Below are 22,508 nucleotides of genomic sequence, written 5' to 3'. Positions count from 1 at the left end.
CTTGTACTGTCTGCGGCAGGGCTCCTAGCCAGGACCGTTTCACTGGGGTTTTTTAGCGGCTTGTGCATTGCGTGAGTAACGTTTCAAACAGAAGGTTTGCTGGATGGGGCAGGCGGCAAAACCGCTGCCAGCCATGATTCACCGGGCCGCAACCCGCGGCCCGTTTTGCAAGGAAACCTGACGATGAACAAGCTTTATCCGAGCGCCGCCGCGGCGTTGGCCGACATCGTGCGCGACGGACAGACCGTCGCGGTCGGCGGCTTTGGCCTGTGTGGCATCCCCGAGGCGCTGATCGCCGCGTTGCGCGACAGCGGCGTCACCGGGCTGACCGCGATTTCCAACAACGCCGGCGTCGACGGCTTCGGTCTCGGCCAGCTGCTGGAAACCCGCCAGATCAAGAAGATGATTTCGTCCTACGTGGGCGAGAACAAGGAGTTCGAGCGCCAGTACCTGGCCGGCGAGCTGGAGCTGGAATTCACCCCGCAGGGGACGTTGGCCGAAAAGCTGCGCGCCGGCGGTAGCGGCATCCCGGCGTTCTTCACCCGCACCGGTTACGGCACCTGGGTGGCCGAGGGCAAGGAAGTGCGCGACTTCAACGGCCACCCGCACATCCTCGAAGAGGCGCTGACCGCCGACGTGGCGCTGGTCAAGGCCTGGAAGGCCGATCGCGCCGGCAACCTGATCTACCGCCGCACCGCGCGCAACTTCAACCCGAACGTGGCAATGGCCGGCAAGATCACCGTCGCCGAGGTGGAGGAGATCGTCGAGAACGGCGAGCTCGACCCGGATTCGATCCACACCCCGGGCATCTTCGTGCACCGCCTGGTCGTGAACACCACCCCCGAAAAACGCATCGAGCAGCGCACCGTGCGCGCGGCAGACTGAGGGCACTCTAATGGCATGGACTCGTGACGAAATGGCGGCGCGCGCCGCTCAGGAACTGCAGGACGGCTTCTACGTGAACCTCGGCATCGGCCTGCCCACCCAGGTGGCCAACCATGTGCCGGCCGACGTCGAGGTGTGGCTGCAGTCGGAAAACGGCCTGCTCGGCATCGGCCCGTTTCCGACCGACGACGCGGTCGACGCCGACCTGATCAACGCCGGCAAGCAGACCATCACCACCTTGCCCGGCTCGGCGATCTTCAGCTCGGCCGACTCGTTCGGGATGATCCGCGGCGGCAAGATCAATCTGGCGATCCTCGGCGCGATGCAGGTCAGCGAAACCGGCGATCTGGCCAACTGGATGATCCCGGGCAAGATGGTGAAGGGCATGGGCGGTGCGATGGACCTGGTCGCCGGCGTCGAGCGGGTGATCGTGCTGATGGAGCACACCGCCAAGAAGAAGGACGGCAGCGAAGACTTCAAGCTGCTGCCCAAGTGCACCTTGCCGCTCACCGGCGTCGGCGTGGTCGACCTGATCATCACCGACCTGGGGGTGCTGAAGGTTGGCCGAACCGGCCTCGAGGTGAGGGAGCTGGCGCCGGGTGTCAGCCGCGAGGAGATCGCCGCCAAGACGGCAGTTCCGCTGCAGTTCGCCTGAGCGCGGGCTTCCTCCTGCGCAAAGCTGTCCTATAAGTAGTAGAACGTGGCGCCCGGCGGCATTGCCCCGCTGGGCGTCACGCTTTTTTTAGGCCTGTTTACGGAGGAATGCCATGAAGCTGTTCCGTCTTGCCACTGTTGCCTGCCTGCTGTTGTCCTCGTCGCTTGTCCTGGCCGAAACGGTGATGCTGCGTGCGCCGCTGAACGTCGCCAGCGAAGTGCCGCCGAAAACCGGCAACGGCACCGGTTTTGTGGAAGCCAGTTACAACTCTGACAGCAAGGTGCTGAAGTACCAGATCACTTATGGCGGTCTGTCCGGCCCGGCGACCGCCGCGCACTTCCACGGCCCGGCGCCGGCCGGCAGCAACGCCGGCATACAGATACTGATCCCGGTCGACGGCCTCACCAGCCCGATCAAGGGCCAGGCGGTGCTGACCGACTCACAGGCGAAAGACCTGCTCTCCGGCAACTGGTACTTCAACGTCCACACCGCGCAGAACCCCGGCGGCGAGATTCGCGGCCAGCTCAGCAAGGCGCCTTAAGCAGCGCCAACACGCAACAAAGCCCGGTCGAACCGTGGGTTCGGCCAGGCTTTGGAGGGCGGGGACGACGGTCAGCCGTTGCCGGCGGGCGGCAGGCCGCGGCAGAGCGGGCAGTTCGGGTCGCCGCAGCCGAGCCCGTACTGGCGCAGGATCGCGTGTAGCCGCGCCGATTTCTCCTCTGCGGTCAAGGGCCGGGCGCCGTCGACGGCGCGCTCCACCACAACAGCCGGCGTCTGCGCGGGCAGCGCCGCGAAGCCGGCCGCCTGGGCGTGGCCCGCAAGGCCGAGCAGGCCGACCGTGCCGGCGACGGCGAGGCGATACCTTGGCTTCATCGGGCTTCCTTCTTGCATGAAAACATCGTGGATTGAGTGAGAGCTGTTTGCCTGTCGCTTAATTAAACAGCGTAGCCATTTGCCACGATCATGACCAGCCGCACGTGTAGCGTCCCGGCAGAATGGCGTGAGGGCAGGCCAATCCATTCCCTCCATCGCAAGGGATGCTAGGGGGCGGGGCTTCAGCTGGCGCTGTCGGCCCGCAGCTCCTGGCAGAGCGCGCAGCCACAGCCTTGCATATGCAGTTTCACCTGTTCCCTCAGCCAGTCGACCCGTTCCTGGCTGTACGGCACCGTCGTGCGATTGCCGTCGACCCGCGCCGCGGCGACGCCGCTCCCAGGCGAGCGATAGGCACTGAAGCTGCCGGTCTGGCCGTAGCCGATCATCGGCGTGCCGAAGCCGCCGAAACTGCCGGCGTAACACTGGCCGGCGAGGCCGAGCAGGCCTGTCGCCACGCAGGCGGCGAGACGATACGGTTTTGCCACGACTGACTCCCTTTATTGTTCCCCGGATTGTCCCCGGTAGGCGGCCGTCTTCGTTGCCAGCGTAGTCGGCAAAGGCGCTTTTCGCCAGTCGGCTTGCACGGCGACTGACTATCATGCTTAGAGCAGCTAACTAAAGTTCGGCCGCAGGCCGCTTTGCCGGTAATGCTGGTGGGCCCGCGGGCAACGGCATCTCGGGCTGTCCTGTCTGTAGGGAGCGATGCGCATGTCCATCGGGCTGTTTTTCCGGCCCGGCCTGACATTACGCTGGGTCGGTGCCGTGGCGGGCATGGTGGCCTTGTCGGTGTGGAGCCTGGCGGGGCTGGGCGAAACCGCGACCAAGGCCGGCCAGCCGCCGCCGGTGGCGGTCGGCACGGTACGGGTCGTCCGCCAGGACGTGCCGATCTACCTCGGCGGTGTCGGCACGGTGCAGGCGGCGCAAAGCGTCACCGTCAAGGTCCGGGTCGACGGTCAGCTCGACAAGGTGCTGTTCGTCGAGGGGCAGGACATCAAGGCCGGCCAACTGCTTGCGCAGATCGACCCGCAGGCCTTGCAGGCGCAACTGGCGCAGGCCGAGGCGCAACAGGCGCGCGATCAGGCGCAGCTTGCCAACGCCCGGATCGATCTTGCGCGTTACGGTCAGCTGGTCAGCCAGGACTCCATCTCCCGCCAGACGCTCGACACCCAGCGCGCGCTGGTCGCCCAGCTGGCCGCCGCGGTCAAGACCGACGCCGCGCAGGTCAGTTTCGCGCGGGTCCAGCTTGGCTACACCACCATCCGGGCGCCGCTGTCCGGTCGCACCGGCGCCCGGCTGATCGACCCCGGCAATATCGTGCACGCCAGCGACAGCACCGGCCTCGTGGTGATCAACCAGGTCGATCCGATCATGGTGCGGTTCACCGTGCCGGAGGAGCACTTTAGCGCCATCAACCGGGCGAGCAGGCCGGGCATGCCAGCGCTGGCGGTGTTCGCCTACGCCCGCAGCGACGCCGCCACTCCGCTTGGCCGTGGCGTGCTGACACTGGTCAACAACCAGATCGACAGCGCGACCGGCACCTTGCAGTTGAAGGCCCGCTTCGCCAACCCGAACCACGCGCTGTGGCCGGGGCAGTACGTCAACGTGCAGCTGCAGGTCGGCACCCGTGCACAGGCGCTGACCGTGCCGGCCGCGGCGATCCAGCGCGGCCCGGCTGGCATCTATGTCTACCGGGTCGGTGCCGACGGGGTGGCGCAGCCGCAGCCGGTGCGGCTCGGCCCGGTGCAGGGTGGCACCGCCATCGTCGAACAGGGCCTGGTCGCCGGTGAGCGGGTGGTGCTCGACGGCCAGTACAAGCTGAAACCCGGCAGCCGCGTGGTCGAGGCCCGCACCGCGCCGGCGGGGGCGCCGCGGTGAACCTGTCCGCAATCTTCATCCGCCGGCCGATCGGCACCTCGCTGCTGGCGCTGGCTCTGGCGCTGGTCGGCATCGCCGCCTGGCCGCTCTTGCCGGTGGCGCCGCTGCCGCAGGTGGACTTTCCGACCATCGTGGTGACGGCCAGCCTGCCCGGCGCCAACCCGGAGACGATGGGGTCGAACGTCGCGACGCCGCTGGAGCGGCAGTTCTCGCTGATCTCCGGCCTGTCGCAGATGACCTCGACCAGTGCGCTCGGCACCACCGCGATCACGCTGCAGTTCGACCTGAACCGCAATATCGACGCCGCGGCGGTCGACGTACAGGCGGCGATCAACGCCGCCACCGGTCAACTGCCGACCAATCTGCCCAGCCCGCCGACCTACCGTAAGGTCAACCCGGCCGACTCGCCGATCCTGGTGATGTCGGCGCAGTCGGATGCCTTGCCGATCACCGAGGTGAACGACTACGCCGACAACCTCTTGGCGCAGCAGATCTCGCAGATCGCCGGGGTCGGGCAGGTATTCATCGCCGGTGCGCAGAAACCGGCGGTGCGGATCCAGGTCGACCCGGCCAAGCTGTCGGCGCTCGGCCTCGGTCTCGAGGACGTCCGCGGCGTGATCGCCAACGCCACCGTCAACGCGCCCAAGGGCACTTTCGACGGTGCCAGGCAGAGCTTCACCGTCTACGACAACGGCCAGATCCTGTCGGCCAAGCCGTGGAACGACGTCGTGCTCGCGTACAAGAACGGCGCGCCGGTTCGGTTGCGCGACCTCGGTGCCGCCGTGGACGGGCCGGAAAACCGCAAGCAGGCAGGCTGGGCCTACAACGGTGCCGCCGCTCCGCCCGACAGCAGCGTGATCAGCGGCGCCCGATCGGTCGTGCCGGTGGTGTTCAAGCAGCCGGGCGCCAACGTGATCGAGACGGTGGCGCGGGTGAGGGCGGCGCTGCCCAGGCTGCAAGCGGCGATTCCGCCCGCGGTGCGCGTCAACATCCTGACCGACCGCACCCAGACCATCCGCGCCTCGGTGAAGGAGGTCGAGTTCACGCTGATCCTGACCATCGTGCTGGTGGTGACGGTGATCTTCATGTTCCTGCGCAATGTGGCCGCGACGCTGATCCCGAGCGCCACCGTGCCGCTGGCGATCCTCGGCACCGCCGCGGTGATGTACCTGGTCGGCTTCAGCCTCGACAACCTGTCGCTGATGGCGCTGACGATCTCGGTCGGTTTCGTCGTCGACGACGCGATCGTAGTGCTGGAAAACATCTACCGCCACGTCGAGGGCGGCATGGCGCCGCTCGAGGCGGCGTATAAGGGCGCGTCCGAGATCGGTTTCACCATCGTGTCGATCTCGGTGTCGCTGGTGGCGGTGTTCATCCCGCTGCTCTTGATGGGCGGCATCGTCGGCCGGCTGTTCCGCGAATTCGCCATCACCGTCACGCTGACCATCGTCGTGTCGGTGCTGGTGTCGCTGACGCTGACGCCGATGCTCTGTTCGCGTTATTTGAAGCACGACCACAGCCGTCGGCACGGCAGGTTGTACAACCTGTTCGAGCACGGCTTCGACAAGATGCTGGCCGGCTACAAACGCGGCCTCGACCTGGTGTTGCACCACCAGTTCGTCACGCTGCTGGTGTTCTTCGCCACCTTGACGCTGACCGTGCTGCTGTTCGTGCTGATTCCGAAGGGCTTCTTCCCGCAGCAGGACACAGGCTTCGTGTTCGGCTTCGCCGAGTCGGCGCAGGACAGCTCATTCGGCTCGATGAACCGGCGCATGCAGGCCTTGGCCGACGTGGTGCGGCAGGACCCGGCGGTGCAGAGCTTCGTGATGGTCGGCGGCACCACCACCTTCAACACCGGCAACTTCTACATCAACCTCAAACCGAAGGACGAGGGCCGCAAGCTCGACGCCGACCAGGTGATCGGCCGGCTCAGGCCGAAGCTTGCCCAGGTGCCGGGCGTCAACCTGTTCCTGCAGGCCGGGCAGGACATCAACGTCGGCGGCCGGCTGTCGCGCACCCAGTACCAGTACACGCTGACCGACGCCAACCTGGCGGAACTGAACACGCTGGCGCCGCAGTTGCTCGAGCGGCTGCGCCGCCTGCCGCAGCTGACCGACCTCGCGTCCGACCAGCAGAACGCCGCCGCGACCGCGCTGGTCACCATCGATCGCGACCGCGCGGCGAGCTTCGGCATCCAGCCGGCGCTGATCGACGCGACCATCTACGACGCGATCGGCCAGCGCCAGGTGGCGCAGTACTTCACCCAGATCAACAGCTACCACGTGGTGCTCGAGGCCGACCCGGCGCAGCAGCAGGACCCGAGCCTGTTCGACCGGCTCTATCTGACCTCGCCCTCGACCGGCCAGCAGATTCCGCTGTCGACCTTCGTCAAGGTCGATACCGGCAAGACCAGCGCGCTGTCGGTCAATCACCAGGGCCAGTTCCCGGCGGTGACGATCTCGTTCAACCTGGCGCCGGGCGTGTCGCTCGGTGAGGCGGTCGACGCGATCAACCAGGCGCAGCGGGCGATGAACCTGCCGCCGACGCTGACCGGCTCGTTCCAGGGCACCGCCAAGGCGTTCGGCGAGTCGCTGGCGAGCCAGCCCTATCTGATCGCCGCCGCGCTCATCGCGGTGTATATCGTGTTGGGGCTGCTGTACGAGAGCTACATCCACCCGCTGACCATCCTGTCGACGCTGCCGTCGGCCGGCGTCGGCGCGCTCTTGATCCTGATGGTCGGCGGCTACGATCTGTCGGTGATCGCGCTGATCGGCATCATCCTGTTGATCGGCATCGTCAAGAAGAACGGCATCATGATGATCGACTTCGCGCTCACCGCCGAGCGCGAGCAGGGGTTGACGCCGGAGCAGTCGATCTACCAGGCCTGCCTGCTGCGCTTTCGGCCGATCATGATGACGACGATGTGCGCCTTGCTCGCCGGCCTGCCGCTGATGCTCGGCCACGGTGCCGGCTCCGAGCTGCGCCGGCCGCTCGGCTTCGCGATTGTCGGCGGCCTGCTGCTGTCGCAGGCGCTGACCTTGTTCACCACGCCGGTGATCTACCTGTACCTCGACCGGCTCAACAACCGCTTGATGCGGTGGCGGGGCCCGGGCGAGGTCGACCGAGGGTGAGCTTTCTGGTTAATTAATAAACTTTTTTGTTTGTTAAACGGATGGCATACTGCGGGCAGAGTCATTGCCGAGCCATTGTCATGAGTACTGCCGTCCAGCACCCCCGCCTGATCCTCGCCACCGTCTGCGTCGTCGCGCTGATGAGCACCGCCGGCGTGGCGATGCCGTACCCGATCCTCGCGCCGATCTTCGTCGAGCGCGCGCCCGATGCGTTCAACCACTTTCTCGGCCTGCCGCCCAAGCTGCTGCTCGGTCTCGCGCTGGCGGCCAATCCGCTCGGCGTGCTGATCGGCAGCAGTTTCGTCGGCGCGCTGTCCGATCGGCTCGGCCGGCGCCAGGTGCTGCTCGGCACCCTGGCGCTGACCTTCGTCGGTTACGGCCTGACCGCGGTGGCGCTGTCGGCCAAGCTCTACCTGCTGTTCGTGCTGACCCGTTTTCTCACCGGCCTGACCGAGGGCAATGTGCCGGTGGCGCGCGCCATCCTGGCCGACCTGCACCCGGTGATCGACCGTGCCCGCTCGTTCGCGCTGCTGAACGCGATGCTCTACATGGGCTGGCTGGTCGGGCCGATGATCGGCGGTTTCACACTGCCGCTGGGCGAGTCGGTGCCGTTCTGGCTGGCGGCGCTGGCGATGCTGCCGTGCCTGGCTATCCTTGGCAGATTGCTGCCGGAAACCGGCGCCATCTCCAGTGAAGAGCGCCGGCCGCTCTGGCAACTGGTGCGCGAGCAGCACTCGTTCCGCCTGCTCGGCCGCGACCCGTTGCTGGCATCGCTGTTCTGGATGCAGCTCGCGTTCGCGCTCGGGGTGAACGCCTTCTACGACTTCTACCCGGTGTGGCTGGTCGAGTTTGCCGGTCTCGACAGCATCGGCATCGCGCTGGTCACCGCCGGCTTGTGCTCGGTGATGACCGGCGCGACCTTCCTGGTCGGCAAGAACCGCAACGGCAACCCCTTGCCGCGCGCCCGCCGCAACGCCGCGCTGGTCGCGGGCGGTCTGCTGCTGCTGACACTGACGTCGGACCGGCTCGGCATCGCGCTGATCGTGGCGATCGGCCTGCCGCTGTCGCTCTACAACACGCTGTTGCCGGTGTGGTGTTCGGAGCGCTTCGACGCGCTCGGCCAGGGCAGCGTGATGGGGCTCTTGTCAACGATCTTCTGCTGCGCCGCGGTGCTGATGTCGCTGTTCGGCAGCCTGTTGACGCTGGTCGATACCCGGCTGGTGCTGCTGAGCGGCGGGCTGACCTGCGCGCTGGCGACGCTGCGGCTCGGCGCTCTGATGCAGCGCGCCCGGCTGGCCGGAGAGGCCGCATGAGCGCCGCCGACCGTCTGCTGTATCTCCTGAAAAGCCACGGCGCCAGCACCGCGCAAACGTTGGCCGAACGGCTGGGCATCACGTCTATGGGCGCGCGCAAGCACCTGCTGGCACTGCGCGAGCAGGGCCTGGTCGACTGCGAACAGCGGGTCGAGGGGGTGGGGCGGCCGGCGCAGTACTGGTCGCTGACCGACGCCGGCCACGCGCGCTTTCCCGACCGGCATGGCGAGCTGACGGTGCAGCTGCTGGGCAATGTGCGCGAGCTGTTCGGCGAGGCGGGGCTGGAGCGGCTGATCAACGTGCGCGAAACGTCGGCCGAACAGGCCTACCTGGCGCGACTGGCCGGGGCGGGCAGCCTGGCCGAGCGGCTTGCGCGGCTGGCGGCGATCCGCTGCGAGGAGGGCTATATGGCCGAGCTGTTTGAGGAGGAGGGCGGCTGGCTGCTGGTCGAAAACCACTGCCCGATCTGCGCCGCGGCGACCAGTTGTCAGGGCTTCTGCCGCAGCGAACTGGCGCTGTTCCGGTGCTGCGTCGGCGACGGTGCGAGCGTCGAACGGGTCGAGCACCTGCTCGCCGGTGCGCGGCGCTGCGCCTACCGGATTCGGCCAAGCTGTTGAGCGGATTGCCGTGCTCTTCCGGCTCAGTATTTGAACTGTTGCCGGTAGGCCGTAGGCGTGTAGCCGGTGACCTGTTTGAAGGTGCGCCGGAAGCTGGACTCGTCGCTGAAGCCGAGGCGGTCGCTGATCTGGCCGACGCCGCTGGACGTCGTGATCAGCAGTTCACTGGCCTGATTCAATTTGATCAGCCGCACGTGCTCGGCCACGCTGTGACCAGTCAGCGCCTTGATCTTGCGCAGCAGGGTGCGCGGGGACGCGGCCAGCGCGCGCGCCAGTTGTTCGATGGTGGCTTCGCCCACCGGCGAGCTTTCCACCAGCAAGTGCAGGCGGCGCAACAGCGGGTCGGATTGCTCGATCAGGCTGATCGACTGGAACGCCGGCGGCACCCTGTCCGGCCGCGGCAACACCATCAGCCGGGTGATGTCGCGGTAGACTGCCGCACTGACCTGCCGCTCGATCAGCGTCTTGGCGAGCGGCAGGTAGCCGTTCACCCCGGACGCCGTGGCGGTGCGGAGATTGAACACCAGCGGCTGCTGGCATTGCCAGTCCACCCTGGGGAAATGCTGGCGTACGGCGTCGGCCAGCCACCAGGTGGTGGTGGCCGCTTCGCCGTCCAGACGGCCGGCACCCGCGACCAGGCTCACCCCGGTGCAGTAACTCCATAACGCCACTCGCGCATCGAGCCGGGCCAGCGCGTCGATCAGTGCGCGGTTCTGCTGCAATTCCTCCTGAACCTGCCGTGCCGACTCGGCCCAGAAGCCGGGGATCAGCAAGGCGTCGCAGCTCGCATCCCGAAGGGCGAGCTGGGCTTGCAGCATGACGCCATGCGCGCATTCAACCGGCGCCTGCTCCAGGCCCACCCAGCACGGCTGGAAGTGGGCGACGCCGGCGCGGCGGTTGGCCGAGATCAGCAGATCGGCGAAGGCGAACAGCCCCGCCGGCATGCATCCCGGGAAGAGCAGCAGACCGATTTTCATGGCTGGCGCATTTTGTCCGTTTTATGGCGATAACGGCCATTCTGGCCCGTGGGGCCGCTTCCTACAATGGCCGAACCCATTCCATCAGGAGCGCCCACATGAAGATCACCCAACTGCGCAACGCCACCATCATTGTCGAGCTCGGCCCCTTTCGCATCCTGGTTGACCCGATGCTGGCCGAGCAGGGCGCACTGCCTACGCTGAAGTGGCTAGGAGGGCCACGACGCCGAAACCCCATCGTTGGCCTGCCGGCCGAGGCGCCGACTCAATTGGAGCAAGTGACCCATTGCCTGATCACGCATTGCCAGAAAGGCCATTTCGACCATCTGGACCGGGCCGGCGTCCGCTGGCTGCGGCAACGGCAGATTCCGGTGTTCTGCATGCCCGGCGACGCGGATTATCTGCGCAAGCGCGGTTTGAACGTTCGCGCGCTGCCAGACCAGCCGGTCAGCCCGTTCCTGTCCGGGACGATTCGACCGGTGGCCTGCGTGCACGGTGAGGGCCTGATCGGCCGGCTGATGGCGCATGGCTTCGGCTATCTGATCGCGATGCCTGGCGAGCCGAGCGTCTATCTCGCCGGTGACACCCTGCTGACCGACGAGGTGCGTCACTGCCTCGGCGTCCTGCAGCCGGACGTCAGCGTGGTCCCGGCCGGTGGCGCGGCGTTCGATGTCGGGCAAACCATCATCATGGGACGGGACGACGCTATCACCGCCGCGCGGCTGAGCGGAGGCGTGGTCATCGCCAACCACCTCGAAGCGCTGGATCATTGTCCGGTGAGCCGCGCCGAACTGTTGGCCGAAGCCGGCCGGCAGCAGCTGGGAGGTCGTCTGAAGGTGCCGGCCGATGGCGAGACGCTGGCGTTTCACCTGGTCGAACGGGCGGCGTGATTCGGCGAGCTGGACCGGGACCAAAGCAACGGGGCGCCGCAGCGCCCCGTTTTTCTTGCCGCGTGAGCAGCGGCTCAGGCTTCGGCGGACACCGCCTGGCAGACGTCGACCCAGCGCCCGGAGGTGATCTCGGCCAGCCGCGCCGGGCTCAGCCGCACCGCGCTGTGCACGGCGCCGGCGGCCGGCAGCACGTCGTCGAAGTCCTGCAGCGAGGCGTCCAGGTGCACCGGCAGCGCGGTGGCGAGGCCGAACGGGCAGACGCCGCCGACCGGGTGGCCGGTCAGCTCGACCACATCCTCGCCCGACAGCATCTTGGCCTTGCCGCCGAACACGTCCTTCATCTTGCGATTGTCGATGCGCGCGTCGCCGCGGGCGACGACCAGCACTACCTCGTCGCCGATCTTGAACGCCAGGGTCTTGGCGATGCGCCCCGGCTCGACGCCGTGCGCCTCGGCGGCGAGCGCGACGGTGGCGGTGCTGGTTTCGAGCTCGATGATCGCGATGTCGGGGGCTACCTCGGCGAGGTGGGCGCGGACGGATTCCAGGCTCATGGGGGGCTCTCGGTCTTGTATTGTGAGCGACATGATAACCCGAGTGAGCGTCTGCGCTGCAGAGCATGGAACGAGCGGGCGTGATCTCGGGAGACTGTTCCACGCAATAAGAATCCCGAGAGAGCCGTCGCCTCGCGACCCGCTACCGGCGCCGTACCATCCCCCTGTTGCCATCCACCTCCACAAGCTCCCCGTCGCGCAGTTGATCGAGGATGCCGGGCAGGTTCACCACGGCGGGAATGCCGAATTCCCGCGCGACGATAGCGCCGTGCGAAAGGTAGCCGCCGGTTTCCATGACCAGGGCCCCCGCCTTGAGGAATAGCGGTGTCCAGGCCGGGTCGGTGGAGGGCGTCACGAGCACATCGCCCGCCGCCATGGCCAGCCCGTCGGCGGGACGCAAGGCGATGTGCACGCGTCCCCGTGCGCTGCCGCAACCCACCGCGGTGCCGCGCCAGACCGTGTCTTCTCCATCCTCCTCCGGCCCGGCAGGGGAGCCGGATGCCGCCGTGGCGTCGCTATGCTCGGTGACGACGTCCGGTTCGCGCACCATCGCCCACCTCTCGAGCTGCCGGCGCCGTTCGGCGGCGCGGTGGGCTGCGGCGGCAAGCGGCAGCCGGCCCTCTGCGGTGGCAAACAATTCCGGTGCGCTCAGGTTGAAAACATCTTCGGCGTGGGCGAGCCCGCCCGGCCCGCTTAAACGCTGGCCTAGCGCAAGCGCTCCCCGGCGCAGCACTTCCAGGTTCGCGACCAGGGCGCTGCGGGCCGCCTCGCGCTGGTTGCTCTCCACGGTGGCGACCTTCACCAGCTTCGTCACGACGGGGCGCAACCAGATGGGCAGCTCCCGCCGCAGACGCAACCAGGCATCGCTGGCTGCCTGTTGCTGGCGGTTGCGTAGCGCGGCCGGATCGCAGCCGATCAGGTTCACTGCACTCTCCAGCAGGTAATCGGGCGCCTCGTGCCAGCTCGGGTTGCGCAGATAGGTTTCATAGACGCCGCGATGGCCATGGCGGCGCAGGAAGTCGGCGAAGGCGCGGCGGAACGGGCTGCCTTCGGGCAGCGCCTGTGCCCAGTCGCGACCGACCCGGTCGGCGCGGAGCAGCCAGGCGAGGGCCTGCTCATCGCCTTCGGCCGTGCGGGCCAGCTCCAGTAGCTCGTAGCCCTGCTCGGCCGTGATGCTGGGCTCGCCGCCGGCCATCAGGGCGGCGGCGAGCGAGTGGCCTTCGCCGGGGCAGTGCTTGTCCAGCAGCTCCACCAGCTTGAACAGCGTGCCGCCGGCCGAGCCTTGCAGGAAGAACAGCCCATCCGCGCCGTGCACGGTGGCGAATTGTTGCCGCAATAGTTGCGCCAGTTCGGCGTTGTCCTGGGGGAGTTCCTGGGACAGCCAGTCGGCGGCGCGCTGCCGAGCCAGTTCGAGTTCGGCCGTGGCATGACGGCGATGGCGGGGCGAGCGGCGCAGATAGCGCAGCATGCGCAGCCCCCGGGCCCAGCGCTGTCCCGGCGTTGGGGCCGGCGCATCGATCTCGGCCTGCCGTCCCCCCAGCAACTGGTTCATCGCCTTCGGCGGCACCCCGAGGGCATCGTAGCCTTCCCACTGCATCAGCGAGGTCTGCAGATAGAGCCGGCCGTGAAACAGGCCGGCCCGTTGTGCACCCGGCAGCGGCGCGTAGCCGCTCAGCTCGTAGCCGAGGGTGAGCATTCGGCTGACCATGGTGCGGCTCAGCCCCCAGTCAAGCGGCGAGAGCGGCTCGGGCAGGATTTCCCGCGTATTGCCCCTGGACCACAGCGAGGGTTGGTCGAACAGGGCCGGGTAGGTATGGCGGGCGCGGGCCGTGATCGGCCGCGCCTGTACGACCCAGAAGCGCTCGCCGTCCCGCACCCATTCCACGTCGTAGCCGCTACCGGTGTAATCGAGGGCGCGGGCGGCATCCCTGGCCATTTCGCCTAGTTGCAGCGCCTGAGCCGGGGTCAGCACCGACTGCGCCGCCAGGTCGGCCGGGGTGGGGTGCCGCTCGGTCCCGCCCGCGGCGGCGGGGGCGCTTACTTGCGCCTTGCTGCCCACCCGTTGCTCGATCAGGGTCAGGCTGTCGTCGAGGTAATGTTCCTGCAGCCGGTATTCATCCCCGTCGACCTGCCCGCCCACCAGGGTCTCGCCCAGGCCCCAGTGGGCGTGAATGAGCAACTGGTCGTCCCGGCCGGAAATCGGGTCGCAGGTGAACGCGATGCCCGAGGCCACCGCCGGTAGCAAGGGCATCACCACCACCGCCATCGCGGCCTCGTCGTCGGCGAGACCGTGGCGCTGACGATAAGCCAAGGCGTGTGGGGTCCAGAGCGAATCCAGGACTTCCTGCACCGCCTGCACGGTCGCGTCCAGCCCCTGCACGTTCAGGCGGGAGAGGTGGATGCCGGCGAATGAGGCGCGGTCGGAGTCCTCCTGTGGCGCCGAGGAGCGCACCGCCAGCGCCTGCCGGCTCCAGCCACGACGGTCGAGTTCTTCGGCCAACTGCGCGATCAGTGCGGGGGGCGGCGGCGCGCCGGCCTGGCGGCCCTGCGTGGCCGCGGCCGGGATGACGAAGCCCGGCGGCACCGGCACCCCGAACTCGGCCAGGCGGCCCAGTTGCCAGCCCTTGCCGCCCGCCTGCGAGGCTCCGGCCTGCGCGGCGGCGGCCCAGTCCAGAAGAGCGGAGTCTGTCATTTCGCACCTCCGGCGTCACGCTCGGCCAAGCCGTGCAGAAACAGTTCCAGCACGGTGTCGAACTCCTGCCGCAAATCGCCGTCCGGCAAGGCCAGCCAGCGCATCAGCGCTCCGAGATAGAGGAACTGGAACAGGTGTGCCAGCTGCGCGGCAGAGCGCGTGCTGCGCAGTTCCCCCTTCTCTTGGGCGGCGCGGATCAGCGCCTCGAAGATCTGATCCTGGCCGCTACGGGGCTGGCCGGTCTTCTCGCTTTCCATCCCGACGCCGGTGTTGGCCAGGCGATAGCGCAGATAGTGGGCAAGGTAGCTGCGATGGGCCTCGGACCAGTCTGCCGAGGCATGCAGCAGGCAGGTCATGCGGGACGGGAAGTCGGGCAGCGCTGACATCGCGTCGCGCAGTTGCGGCAGGTCGTCGGCCAGCTCGCAGTGGAACTGGTGCGCGAGCAGCGCCTCCTTGACGGGGAAATGGTTGTACAGCGTGCCCTTGGCGACATCGGCCTCGGCGGCGATCTGCTCCATCGTCACGGCGTCGTAGCCATGGGTCTCGAACAGGCGAAAGGCGGTGTCGGCCAGATGGTCCAGAGTCTGACGCCGCTTTCGTTCACGGCGGCCGGGATCGGGGCTGGTAGTGGGCTGCGAAGGTGTCGAGCTGGTCATGGGATGCCGTAAATTTATTGACGACGAATAAAATTATACGTCGTATAAAAATTTCGGCAAGGCGTAATGCTGCTGGGATGGTAGGCAAGCGGTGCTTTGCCTGGGGAGGGGGCAGATTGGGCCGGTCGGCGAGGGTAGTGCAGGGCGAGGGGAGGGCAAGACTGGGCTGCAGCCGGGCGGACGAGGGGGAAGGGGCTAAAGCAGAGCGGCAGGCCCATCGGCGGGGCACTGCCGGGCGAGGGCAAGACGGTCAGGGGAGTGAGCGGCCCGCTGTCATGGCAAGTGGCGAAACCGCGCCGTCGGGCCGGGTGGCTCAGTCGTACACCGGCAGCATCAACGTCTCCTTCACCTCTTCCATCACCACATAGCTGCGCGACTCGTTGGCCGATGGCAGCTTCAAGAGGATTTCGCCCAAGAGCTTGCGGTACATCGACATGTCGGTGATGCGCGCCTTGATCAGGTAGTCGTACTCGCCCGACACCAGGTGGCACTCCTGTACTTCCGGCAGCTTCTGAATCTCGCGGCGGAACGCGTCGAAGATGTCGCCCGACTTGGCCGACAGCTTGATCTCGACGAACACCAGCAAGGTGGCGCCTAGCGCCTGCGGGTTGAGCCGCGCGTAGTAGCCCTCGATCACGCCGTCGCGCTCCAGGCGGCGCACCCGCTCGGTGCACGGAGTGGTCGACAGGCCGACCTTTTCGGCCAACTCGGTCATCGACATCCGGCCGTTGGCCTGCAGGTGGCGGAGGATTTTCAGGTCGATCTTGTCGAAGGCACGTTCGGGGCTGATTTTTGATTTCATGTTTTCACTGCTGTTTGCATTTTATGCACGAATAAACAGTAATTTACCATTTTAGTTTGGTGAAAAAAACTGCTAATTGCTCAATATACTATGAAAAATCACTGCAGTAGATTGCGGTTGCGCAAACATCGGTCAAAACCGGGGTGCGCCAGCCGTCGGCCAAGGGGTCGACAGGCGGGGAAAACAAGGCAAAAGCATTAGGAGAGCAGGCATGAAGGTTATCGTACTGGGCGGCGGCGTAGTGGGTGTGTCGACCGCGTGGTACCTCGCCGAGGCGGGGTGTGAGGTTACCGTGATCGAACGTCAGGACGGGGTCGCGCTGGAAACCAGCTTCGGCAACGCTGGCCAGATCTCGCCGGGCTACGCCGCGCCGTGGGCCGCACCGGGCATCCCGATGAAAGCCGCCAAGTGGCTGTTCCAGAAGCACGCGCCGCTGGCGATCAAGCCGGACGGCTCGCTCTACCAGCTGCAGTGGATCGCCAAGATGTTCGCCAACTGCAACCCGCGCGCGTACAACGTCAACAAGGGCCGCATGATGCGCCTGGCCGAGTACAGCCGCGACAAGATCAAGCAGATGCGCGCCGAGACCGGCATCCAGTACGAAGGTCGCCAGGGCGGCACGCTGCAGCTGTTCCGCACCCAGGCCCAGGTCGACGGCATGGGCAAGGACATCGAAGTGCTGCGCGAGTGCGGCGTGGACTTCAACGTGCTGGACCCGGACGGCTGCGCCCGCGTCGAGCCGGCACTGGCCCGCGTGAAGCACAAGCTCACCGGCGGCCTGCAACTGCCGAACGACGAGACCGGCGACTGCAATCTGTTCACCAAGAGCCTGGCCGACCAGTGCCGCGCCAAGGGCGTGAACTTCCTGTTCGGCCAAGTCATCGAGAAACTGCTCGACGACGGCAAGCGCCTCACCGGCATCGTCGCCAACGGCGTGACGCACACCGCCGACCACTACGTGCTGGCGCTGGGCAGCTACTCGCGCGACCTGCTCAAGACCATCGACATCGATGTGCCGGTCTACCCGGTGAAGGGCTATTCGCTGACCGTGCCGATCACCAACGCGGCCGGCGCGCCGACGTCGACCATCCTCGACGAGACCTACAAGGTGGCGATCACCCGTTTCGACGACCGCATCCGCGTCGGCGGCATGGCCGAGCTATCCGGCTACGACCTGTCGCTGAACCCGCGTCGCCGCGCCACGCTGGAAATGATCGTGAACGACCTGTACCCGGAAGGCGGCGACGTGAAGGCCGCCAGCTTCTGGACCGGCCTACGCCCGATGACCCCGGACGGCACGCCGATCATCGGCGGCACCCGCTACAGCAACCTGTCGCTGAACACCGGCCACGGCACGCTGGGCTGGACGATGAGCGCCGGCTCCGGCAAGGTGCTGGCCGACCTGATCGTCGGTCGCAAGCCGGAGATCAGCGTCGACGGCCTGTCGATCCAGCGCTACGCTCGTGGCGGTGAGAAGCTGGTGGTGCCGTTCGGGCGTCCCGCTTCGGCCAACGCCTAAGGAGTCGTCATGCGTCCGCTCGTCGCCGAAATCCGGCTCGACCATCTGATCCACAATTACAAGCTGTCGCGCAGCCGCCACGGCGGCAAGGCACTCGCGGTGGTCAAGGCCAACGCCTACGGCCACGGCGCGGCGAAATGCGCCGCGGCGCTCGCCGACGTCGCCGACGGCTTCGCGGTGGCTTGCCTCGAAGAAGCGCTGGAGCTGCGCGAGGCCGGCATCCGCCGACCGATCGTGCTGCTCGAAGGCGTGTTCGAGGCGAGCGAACTCGACGACGTCACCCGCCACGGCCTGTGGCCGGTGGTGCAAAGCGAGGAACAGCTGCAGATGCTGCTCGCCGCGCGCCCGGCCGCGCCGTTCAACGTCTGGCTGAAGATGGACTCCGGCATGCACCGCGCCGGCTTCTACCCGCACGACTACGCGCGTGCCTACCAAAGGTTGGCCGAAAGCGCCAACGTCGCCGACATCGTCAAGATGACGCACTTCGCCCGCGCCGACGAGCCCGAGCTGCCGACCACCCAGGCGCAGATCGAAGCGTTCGACGCCGCCACCGTCGGCCTGCCCGGCGCGGTCAGCATTGCCAACTCGGCCGGCATCCTGTCGCACCCGCGCGCGCGCCGCGACTGGGGCCGCCCCGGCATCGTGCTGTACGGCGCCACGCCGCTGCCGGAAGGTAACCACGACGGCGACGGACTGAAGCCGGTGATGCGCTTGGCGACCCGCGTGTTTTCGGTGCGCGAACTGCCGGCCGGCGAGGCGATCGGCTACGGCGGCACCTGGACCAGCGACCGGCCGACCCGCATCGGCCTGATCGCCTGCGGCTACGCCGACGGCTACCCGCGCCTCGCGTCCACCGGCAGCCCGGTGGCGATCGACGGGGCACGCAGCCGGATCATCGGCCGGGTGTCGATGGACATGATCATGGTCGACCTGACCGATCTGCCGAACGCCGGTGTCGGCAGCGAGGTGGAGCTGTGGGGTGACGTGGTCAGCGTCAACGAGGTGGCCGCTGCCGCCGGGACGATTTCCTACGAATTGCTGTGCAACGTGAAGCGCGCACACAAACGGTATGTGTAAGGCGTTGTGATGTGAGTAGTAGTATCTTCATCCCTGTTCAGCCCGACGTGCGACGCCGGGCTTTTTTTATGGGCGACAGGGTTGGTCGAACAAGGCTAACGCCGGCTCAGAGTGGTGTCGCGACCTCGCCGAGCCGTCCCTTCTCGACCAACTCCAGGAAGGCGTCGCCGAGCCGTTGGCTCTCGGCGGTGCTCTGCCGCCAGGCCTCGATCCGTTCGCCGTCCTGGCCGGCAAAGCGCTTGAAGTCGCCACGGTCGGGCAGGCGGCCGAGCGGCAGCCGCGCCAGGTACTCGCGCGACGGCGCGATCAACACGGTGTTGTGCTGGTTGGCCGCCTCGTGGCGGCGCCACGGCAGGAACTTGTCGAACCAGCCGGGCACGATCCGGTCGGTGAAGTGCGGGTAGAGCGTGATCCCCGCGCGGCGCGCGAACGGGTAGTCGATGTGATAGTCGCTGAGTCCACCGTCGCGGAACACCCCGGGTGCGGCGCCGCCGGGTAGCTCGACACCGGCCAGCACCAAGGGGATCGCCACCGTGCCCATCAGCGCGGCGCGCAGGTTGGCCGAATCGAGTACCACCCGTTCGGTCGGCAGGCCGTCGTCGGGGGCGAACTCGAGTCCGCTCGCCGGGTGATGGCACAGCACGCGGCTGAACGCGTAGCGGGTCAGGCGGCGGCTGGCAGCGTTGAGCGAGGCGGCGAGCGCCAGCCCGCCGAGCTGGGTCAGCCTATGCTCGCTCGCCAGCGGGCCGCGGGCGCGCACCAACAGCAGCGTCAACCGATAATGAGGGTGATCGAGCAGCCGCGGGAAGCCGTCCTCGCCGAGCACGTCGGCGAGCATCGCCTCGGTCTGGCGGGTGATGCTCGCCACCGTCGAATCGGGCGGATAGCACTCGACGGTATAGCGTTCGGCCAAGCTGGCGAGCGCCGCGGTGGGATTGTCCTGCAGCGCGCAGGCGAAGCGCCAGGCGCCGATCGATGCACCGACCAGTTCGCGCTCGCGCGGTGCGGCGGCCAGCCAACCGAACACCGCCTGGTCGAGCCCGGTCAGCCCGACCGCCTTCGGCCCGCCGGCGGCGCCGGGCAGGGTGGCGACCATCTCGGCACACAGGCCGTCGCGGCGCAGCGTCTGCAGCGCACCGGCGCCGGCGCGGACGGTCAAAGCGGGGTAGGGGATGTGGATGGCGGTCATGAGGGCAGGCCGATAGGGCACGAGCTGCCGTCGGGCGGCCAGAACCGGTATCATGGCGAAAATCTATCGAGGAGCTGAAAATGATACCTGCAAGCCAGCTGGCCGACTATCTAGCCGTGCAAGGGCTGGATATCGAACGCGTCGAGGTGCAGATCGCCGCGCTGACGCTGTCGGCGGTGCTCGAGGTGCCCAAGCCCACCCCGCCGCGCGACCTGTTCCGCTACCGGGTGCCGAAGCTGTCCGACGACGGCACCTGCTCGCTGATCGAGGAGTTGGCCGACGAACCGTACGACCTCACTCACCTGTTCGAGGAGCGCGAGGCGGCGCACGCCCATCTGGTGAACCTGAACGCACTGGTCGATTCGACCAACCAGCGTCTCGGCGCCGACTGGCTCGGCATCTATCGCGCGGTCGGCCACAGGGACGACGCGCGGCTGATCAAGCTCGCCTACACCGGCCGCGAGAGCCGCGCCGAATTCCCGCTGACGCATGCGTTCGCCGAGAAGAGCAATAACAGCCGCGTCGGCCTGACCGGCTGGGGCGTGGTGATCGACGATATCGCTAAATGGCAGGAAGTCGGCGGCAGTTACTACGAATGCGACGACAAGGTGAAGAGCGAGGTCTGCCTGCCGATCTGCACCCCGAGCGGTGCGGTGCTCGGCATCATCGACGCCGAGTCGGCCGAAGTCGGTTTCTTCACGCCGGAGAAACAGGCGTGGCTGGTGGCGCTGGCCTTGGTGCTGGCCGAGCCGCTGCTGAACCTGCCGCTTGTTGAAGGACTTTGAATAAGCTTATCGAAAACTTGAGCTTTTCACTCGGGTAAAAGCCCCTTACCATTTTGTCCATTCGCTCATCCAACAGAATTTCCATGAACGCACCCGTAGCACCCGACCTGTCCGAGTCCTCCCACGCCGTCAACTTCATCGCCAAGTGCAAGCTGCCGACCGAGTGGGGCGAGTTCACCATGCACGGCTTCGAAGAAGTCGCCAGCGGCCGTGAACACGTGGCGCTGACCATGGGCGAGGTGGATGACGGCGCGCCGGTGCTGGCGCGCCTGCACTCCGAATGCCTGACCGGCGACGCGCTGTTCTCGCGCCGTTGCGACTGCGGCCCGCAGCTGGCCGCCGCGCTCGAGGCGATCTCGCAGGAAGGCCGCGGCGCCTTGCTCTACCTGCGTCAGGAAGGCCGTGGCATCGGCCTGATCAACAAGATCCGCGCCTACCAACTGCAAGACGGCGGCGCCGACACGGTCGAGGCCAACGAGCAGCTCGGCTTCCCGGCCGACATGCGCGACTTCCGCATCGCCCGCGACATGCTGGCCGAACTCGGCATCGCCCGGGTCCGGCTGCTGACCAACAACCCGCGCAAGATCGCCACCCTGCGCGAGATCGGCATCGAAGTGGTCGAGCGCGTGCGACTCGAAGTCGGCAAGAACGTCCACAACGAACGCTATCTCGCCACCAAGGCGGCCAAGCTCGGTCACCTGTTCGACGAGTAAAGCCTGCCGGCTGATCCGGTTTCGGAACACGGCCCGACTGCATTGCAGTCGGGCCGTTTGCGTTCCGGCGCTGCAGCCGCCGCCACGCCTGCGCTGCATGTCATGCGGCTGAAAGTGATCGCTATCGACAGTTGATAGTGTTTTTGGCGATGGAGTGCCCTATACCGGAAGCAAAGGAGCCTCGTCATGAATATCAGCCCGTTGGCGTGGAAGTGGGGGTTGCGTACCGGTGGCCGGGTACGCCCGGCGACGCGCGCACGGGGAGCGGGCGGTTACACCGACGCGATCTCGCGGGTGCAGATGGCCCCGCACGCTGAACTGCCGCTCGGCTACTACCCGGCGAGCATCCGGCGCGAAATGATGGTCGCCGAACGGCTGCAGATGCGGCAGCGCCAGCTGGCGCGCGAACGGTTGCCGCAACTGCTCGATGAACTGGACGAGCTCTACGCGGCGGTGGTGGTGATCAGCGAGCGCAAGGTGGTGATCGGCGAGTGCAACCGGCTCAGCGCCTATCTGGACGACCTCACCGCGGTGACCGAGGCGCTGTTGATGCATCCGCTCGACCAGCCGCTCGACACGCTCGACGACGACGAGCCGGCGCGGCACTACTACCCGTCCGACGACGAATACTGGCTGCTGAGTCGGGCGATCGAGCTCGGCCGCGAGGTGCAGGGGATTCTGTTGTTGAAGCTACGCGGACGCGCGGAAATCGAGGCGGTGCTGAAGCTGCCGTTGGCGCAACTGGCTAACTCGGTGGCGCAAGACCGTCTGCTGCACGGCGGGGAGTGAAACTTGGTCGAACGGGCCGGAGAAAAGCAAAAAGCCTCAAGCGTGAACTTGAGGCTTTTCGTTTTTGGTGGAGGTAAGCGGGATCGAACCGCTGACCTCTTGCATGCCATGCAAGCGCTCTCCCAGCTGAGCTATACCCCCGAAAACTGGTGTTCGGTGCGGTGCACCGACAGGAATCGAACTATACCGGCTCGCCCGGCAGCCGTCAACCGCGGGCAAAAAAATGCCCGGCGCAAGCGCCGGGCCCGTCAACAAGGAGGACTGCAGGGTGAGACGAAATGGTTAGGGATGGAGCGCCTGGCCCGGGGCGTTTGCGGTGGTGGCTACGAATTCGTAACCCTGCTTGCGGCCGAGCACCTTGCGGGCGCGCTCCAGGTCGATGTCTTTTTCCCAGCGCGCCACCACCACGGTGGCGACGCAGTTGCCGATCAGGTTGGTCAGCGCGCGGGCGATGCCCATGAACCAGTCGACCGACAGCACCAGCACCAGGCCGATCACCGGAATCGCCGGGATCGCGGA

The 22,508-nt window shown here is 67.1% G+C and carries 21 protein-coding genes, 1 tRNA gene and 1 pseudogene; 13 read left to right on the top strand and 10 right to left on the bottom strand.

Annotated elements, in window-relative coordinates:
• The first annotated feature begins 183 nt into the window (after positions 1 to 183).
• From ACZ2IA_RS20075 to ACZ2IA_RS20065, 3 genes are all read left to right on the top strand, one after another.
• Entirely contained in the window at positions 184 to 885 is a 702-nt protein-coding gene (locus tag ACZ2IA_RS20075) for a CoA transferase subunit A (RefSeq protein WP_470294366.1), read from the top strand.
• 10 nt (positions 886 to 895) lie between these two features.
• Positions 896 to 1,540, top strand: coding sequence for a 3-oxoacid CoA-transferase subunit B (locus tag ACZ2IA_RS20070; RefSeq protein WP_470294365.1), 645 nt, complete (start codon positions 896 to 898; stop codon positions 1,538 to 1,540).
• Positions 1,541 to 1,652: 112 nt separating this feature from the next.
• Positions 1,653 to 2,081 carry a CHRD domain-containing protein gene (locus tag ACZ2IA_RS20065; protein WP_470294364.1) on the top strand — a complete coding sequence of 143 codons (429 nt, stop codon included), beginning with the start codon at positions 1,653 to 1,655 and terminating at the stop codon, positions 2,079 to 2,081.
• Positions 2,082 to 2,152: 71 nt separating this feature from the next.
• On the opposite strand, the gene ACZ2IA_RS20060 is transcribed toward ACZ2IA_RS20065, so the two are convergent.
• Positions 2,153 to 2,413 carry a hypothetical protein gene (locus ACZ2IA_RS20060; protein WP_470294363.1) on the bottom strand — a complete coding sequence of 87 codons (261 nt, stop codon included), beginning with the start codon at positions 2,411 to 2,413 and terminating at the stop codon, positions 2,153 to 2,155.
• A 182-nt stretch (positions 2,414 to 2,595) separates the two neighbouring features.
• Entirely contained in the window at positions 2,596 to 2,898 is a 303-nt protein-coding gene (locus ACZ2IA_RS20055; RefSeq protein ID WP_470294362.1) for a hypothetical protein, read from the bottom strand.
• Positions 2,899 to 3,121: 223 nt separating this feature from the next.
• On the opposite strand from ACZ2IA_RS20055, the gene ACZ2IA_RS20050 reads away from it, so the two are divergent.
• From ACZ2IA_RS20050 to ACZ2IA_RS20035, 4 genes are all read left to right on the top strand, one after another.
• Complete coding sequence (locus tag ACZ2IA_RS20050) at positions 3,122 to 4,288, top strand: efflux RND transporter periplasmic adaptor subunit (protein WP_470294361.1); 1,167 nt, start codon at positions 3,122 to 3,124, stop codon at positions 4,286 to 4,288.
• Positions 4,285 to 7,419 carry an efflux RND transporter permease subunit gene (locus ACZ2IA_RS20045; protein ID WP_470294360.1) on the top strand — a complete coding sequence of 1,045 codons (3,135 nt, stop codon included), beginning with the start codon at positions 4,285 to 4,287 and terminating at the stop codon, positions 7,417 to 7,419. Before ACZ2IA_RS20050 ends, ACZ2IA_RS20045 begins: the two co-directional genes overlap by 4 nt.
• An 80-nt stretch (positions 7,420 to 7,499) precedes the next feature.
• Positions 7,500 to 8,732, top strand: coding sequence for an MFS transporter (locus ACZ2IA_RS20040; protein WP_470294359.1), 1,233 nt, complete (start codon positions 7,500 to 7,502; stop codon positions 8,730 to 8,732).
• A complete protein-coding gene (locus ACZ2IA_RS20035) occupies positions 8,729 to 9,349 on the top strand; it encodes a helix-turn-helix transcriptional regulator (protein WP_470294358.1) in 621 nt (206 codons plus the stop codon). Before ACZ2IA_RS20040 ends, ACZ2IA_RS20035 begins: the two co-directional genes overlap by 4 nt.
• Positions 9,350 to 9,372: 23 nt before the next feature.
• On the opposite strand, the gene ACZ2IA_RS20030 is transcribed toward ACZ2IA_RS20035, so the two are convergent.
• On the bottom strand, positions 9,373 to 10,326 hold the full coding sequence (locus ACZ2IA_RS20030) for a GlxA family transcriptional regulator (protein WP_470294357.1): 954 nt from the start codon (positions 10,324 to 10,326) through the stop codon (positions 9,373 to 9,375).
• A 98-nt stretch (positions 10,327 to 10,424) separates the two neighbouring features.
• Here ACZ2IA_RS20030 and ACZ2IA_RS20025 point away from each other — a divergent pair, with 98 nt between their 5' ends.
• Entirely contained in the window at positions 10,425 to 11,216 is a 792-nt protein-coding gene (locus tag ACZ2IA_RS20025) for an MBL fold metallo-hydrolase (RefSeq protein ID WP_470294356.1), read from the top strand.
• Between the two features lie 74 nt (positions 11,217 to 11,290).
• Here the strand turns inward: ACZ2IA_RS20025 and ACZ2IA_RS20020 are convergent, their stop codons facing one another.
• The 4 genes from ACZ2IA_RS20020 to ACZ2IA_RS20005 form a co-directional block, all read right to left on the bottom strand.
• Positions 11,291 to 11,767: a YbaK/EbsC family protein gene (locus ACZ2IA_RS20020; protein WP_470294355.1), complete on the bottom strand. Its 477-nt coding sequence runs from the start codon at positions 11,765 to 11,767 to the stop codon at positions 11,291 to 11,293.
• A 142-nt stretch (positions 11,768 to 11,909) separates the two neighbouring features.
• Positions 11,910 to 14,459 carry a PEP/pyruvate-binding domain-containing protein gene (locus ACZ2IA_RS20015; protein WP_470294354.1) on the bottom strand — a complete coding sequence of 850 codons (2,550 nt, stop codon included), beginning with the start codon at positions 14,457 to 14,459 and terminating at the stop codon, positions 11,910 to 11,912.
• Positions 14,456 to 15,115: a TetR/AcrR family transcriptional regulator gene (locus tag ACZ2IA_RS20010; protein WP_470294353.1), complete on the bottom strand. Its 660-nt coding sequence runs from the start codon at positions 15,113 to 15,115 to the stop codon at positions 14,456 to 14,458. The genes ACZ2IA_RS20015 and ACZ2IA_RS20010 overlap by 4 nt, the downstream gene beginning before the upstream one ends.
• A gap of 313 nt (positions 15,116 to 15,428) precedes the next feature.
• Positions 15,429 to 15,917 carry an Lrp/AsnC ligand binding domain-containing protein gene (locus tag ACZ2IA_RS20005; RefSeq protein WP_470294352.1) on the bottom strand — a complete coding sequence of 163 codons (489 nt, stop codon included), beginning with the start codon at positions 15,915 to 15,917 and terminating at the stop codon, positions 15,429 to 15,431.
• A gap of 196 nt (positions 15,918 to 16,113) precedes the next feature.
• Between ACZ2IA_RS20005 and ACZ2IA_RS20000 the strand changes: the two genes are divergently transcribed.
• Both ACZ2IA_RS20000 and alr read left to right on the top strand, forming a co-directional pair.
• Positions 16,114 to 17,436, top strand: coding sequence for a D-amino acid dehydrogenase (locus tag ACZ2IA_RS20000; protein WP_470294381.1), 1,323 nt, complete (start codon positions 16,114 to 16,116; stop codon positions 17,434 to 17,436).
• A gap of 9 nt (positions 17,437 to 17,445) precedes the next feature.
• Positions 17,446 to 18,513: an alanine racemase gene (gene alr, locus ACZ2IA_RS19995; RefSeq protein WP_470294351.1), complete on the top strand. Its 1,068-nt coding sequence runs from the start codon at positions 17,446 to 17,448 to the stop codon at positions 18,511 to 18,513.
• Between the two features lie 106 nt (positions 18,514 to 18,619).
• On the opposite strand, the gene ACZ2IA_RS19990 is transcribed toward alr, so the two are convergent.
• Complete coding sequence (locus tag ACZ2IA_RS19990; protein WP_470294350.1) at positions 18,620 to 19,702, bottom strand: hypothetical protein; 1,083 nt, start codon at positions 19,700 to 19,702, stop codon at positions 18,620 to 18,622.
• An 80-nt stretch (positions 19,703 to 19,782) separates the two neighbouring features.
• Between ACZ2IA_RS19990 and ACZ2IA_RS19985 the strand changes: the two genes are divergently transcribed.
• From ACZ2IA_RS19985 to ACZ2IA_RS19975, 3 genes are all read left to right on the top strand, one after another.
• Positions 19,783 to 20,487, top strand: a complete 705-nt coding sequence (locus ACZ2IA_RS19985) for a GAF domain-containing protein (RefSeq protein ID WP_470294349.1) — start codon at positions 19,783 to 19,785, stop codon at positions 20,485 to 20,487.
• 83 nt (positions 20,488 to 20,570) lie between these two features.
• Entirely contained in the window at positions 20,571 to 21,200 is a 630-nt protein-coding gene (gene ribA / locus ACZ2IA_RS19980; protein ID WP_470294348.1) for a GTP cyclohydrolase II, read from the top strand.
• Positions 21,201 to 21,386: 186 nt separating this feature from the next.
• Positions 21,387 to 21,989, top strand: a complete 603-nt coding sequence (locus ACZ2IA_RS19975; RefSeq protein ID WP_470294347.1) for a hypothetical protein — start codon at positions 21,387 to 21,389, stop codon at positions 21,987 to 21,989.
• A 65-nt stretch (positions 21,990 to 22,054) separates the two neighbouring features.
• Here ACZ2IA_RS19975 and ACZ2IA_RS19970 read toward each other — a convergent pair.
• A tRNA-Ala gene (locus ACZ2IA_RS19970) sits at positions 22,055 to 22,130 on the bottom strand.
• Positions 22,131 to 22,271: 141 nt separating this feature from the next.
• Positions 22,272 to 22,508 (bottom strand): annotated as a pseudogene (locus ACZ2IA_RS19965) (hypothetical protein); the annotation flags it as partial.

The sequence above is a fragment of the Crenobacter sp. CS_VA4 genome, from assembly GCF_055597485.1.
This window is presented reverse-complemented; position numbering and strand designations above follow the sequence as displayed.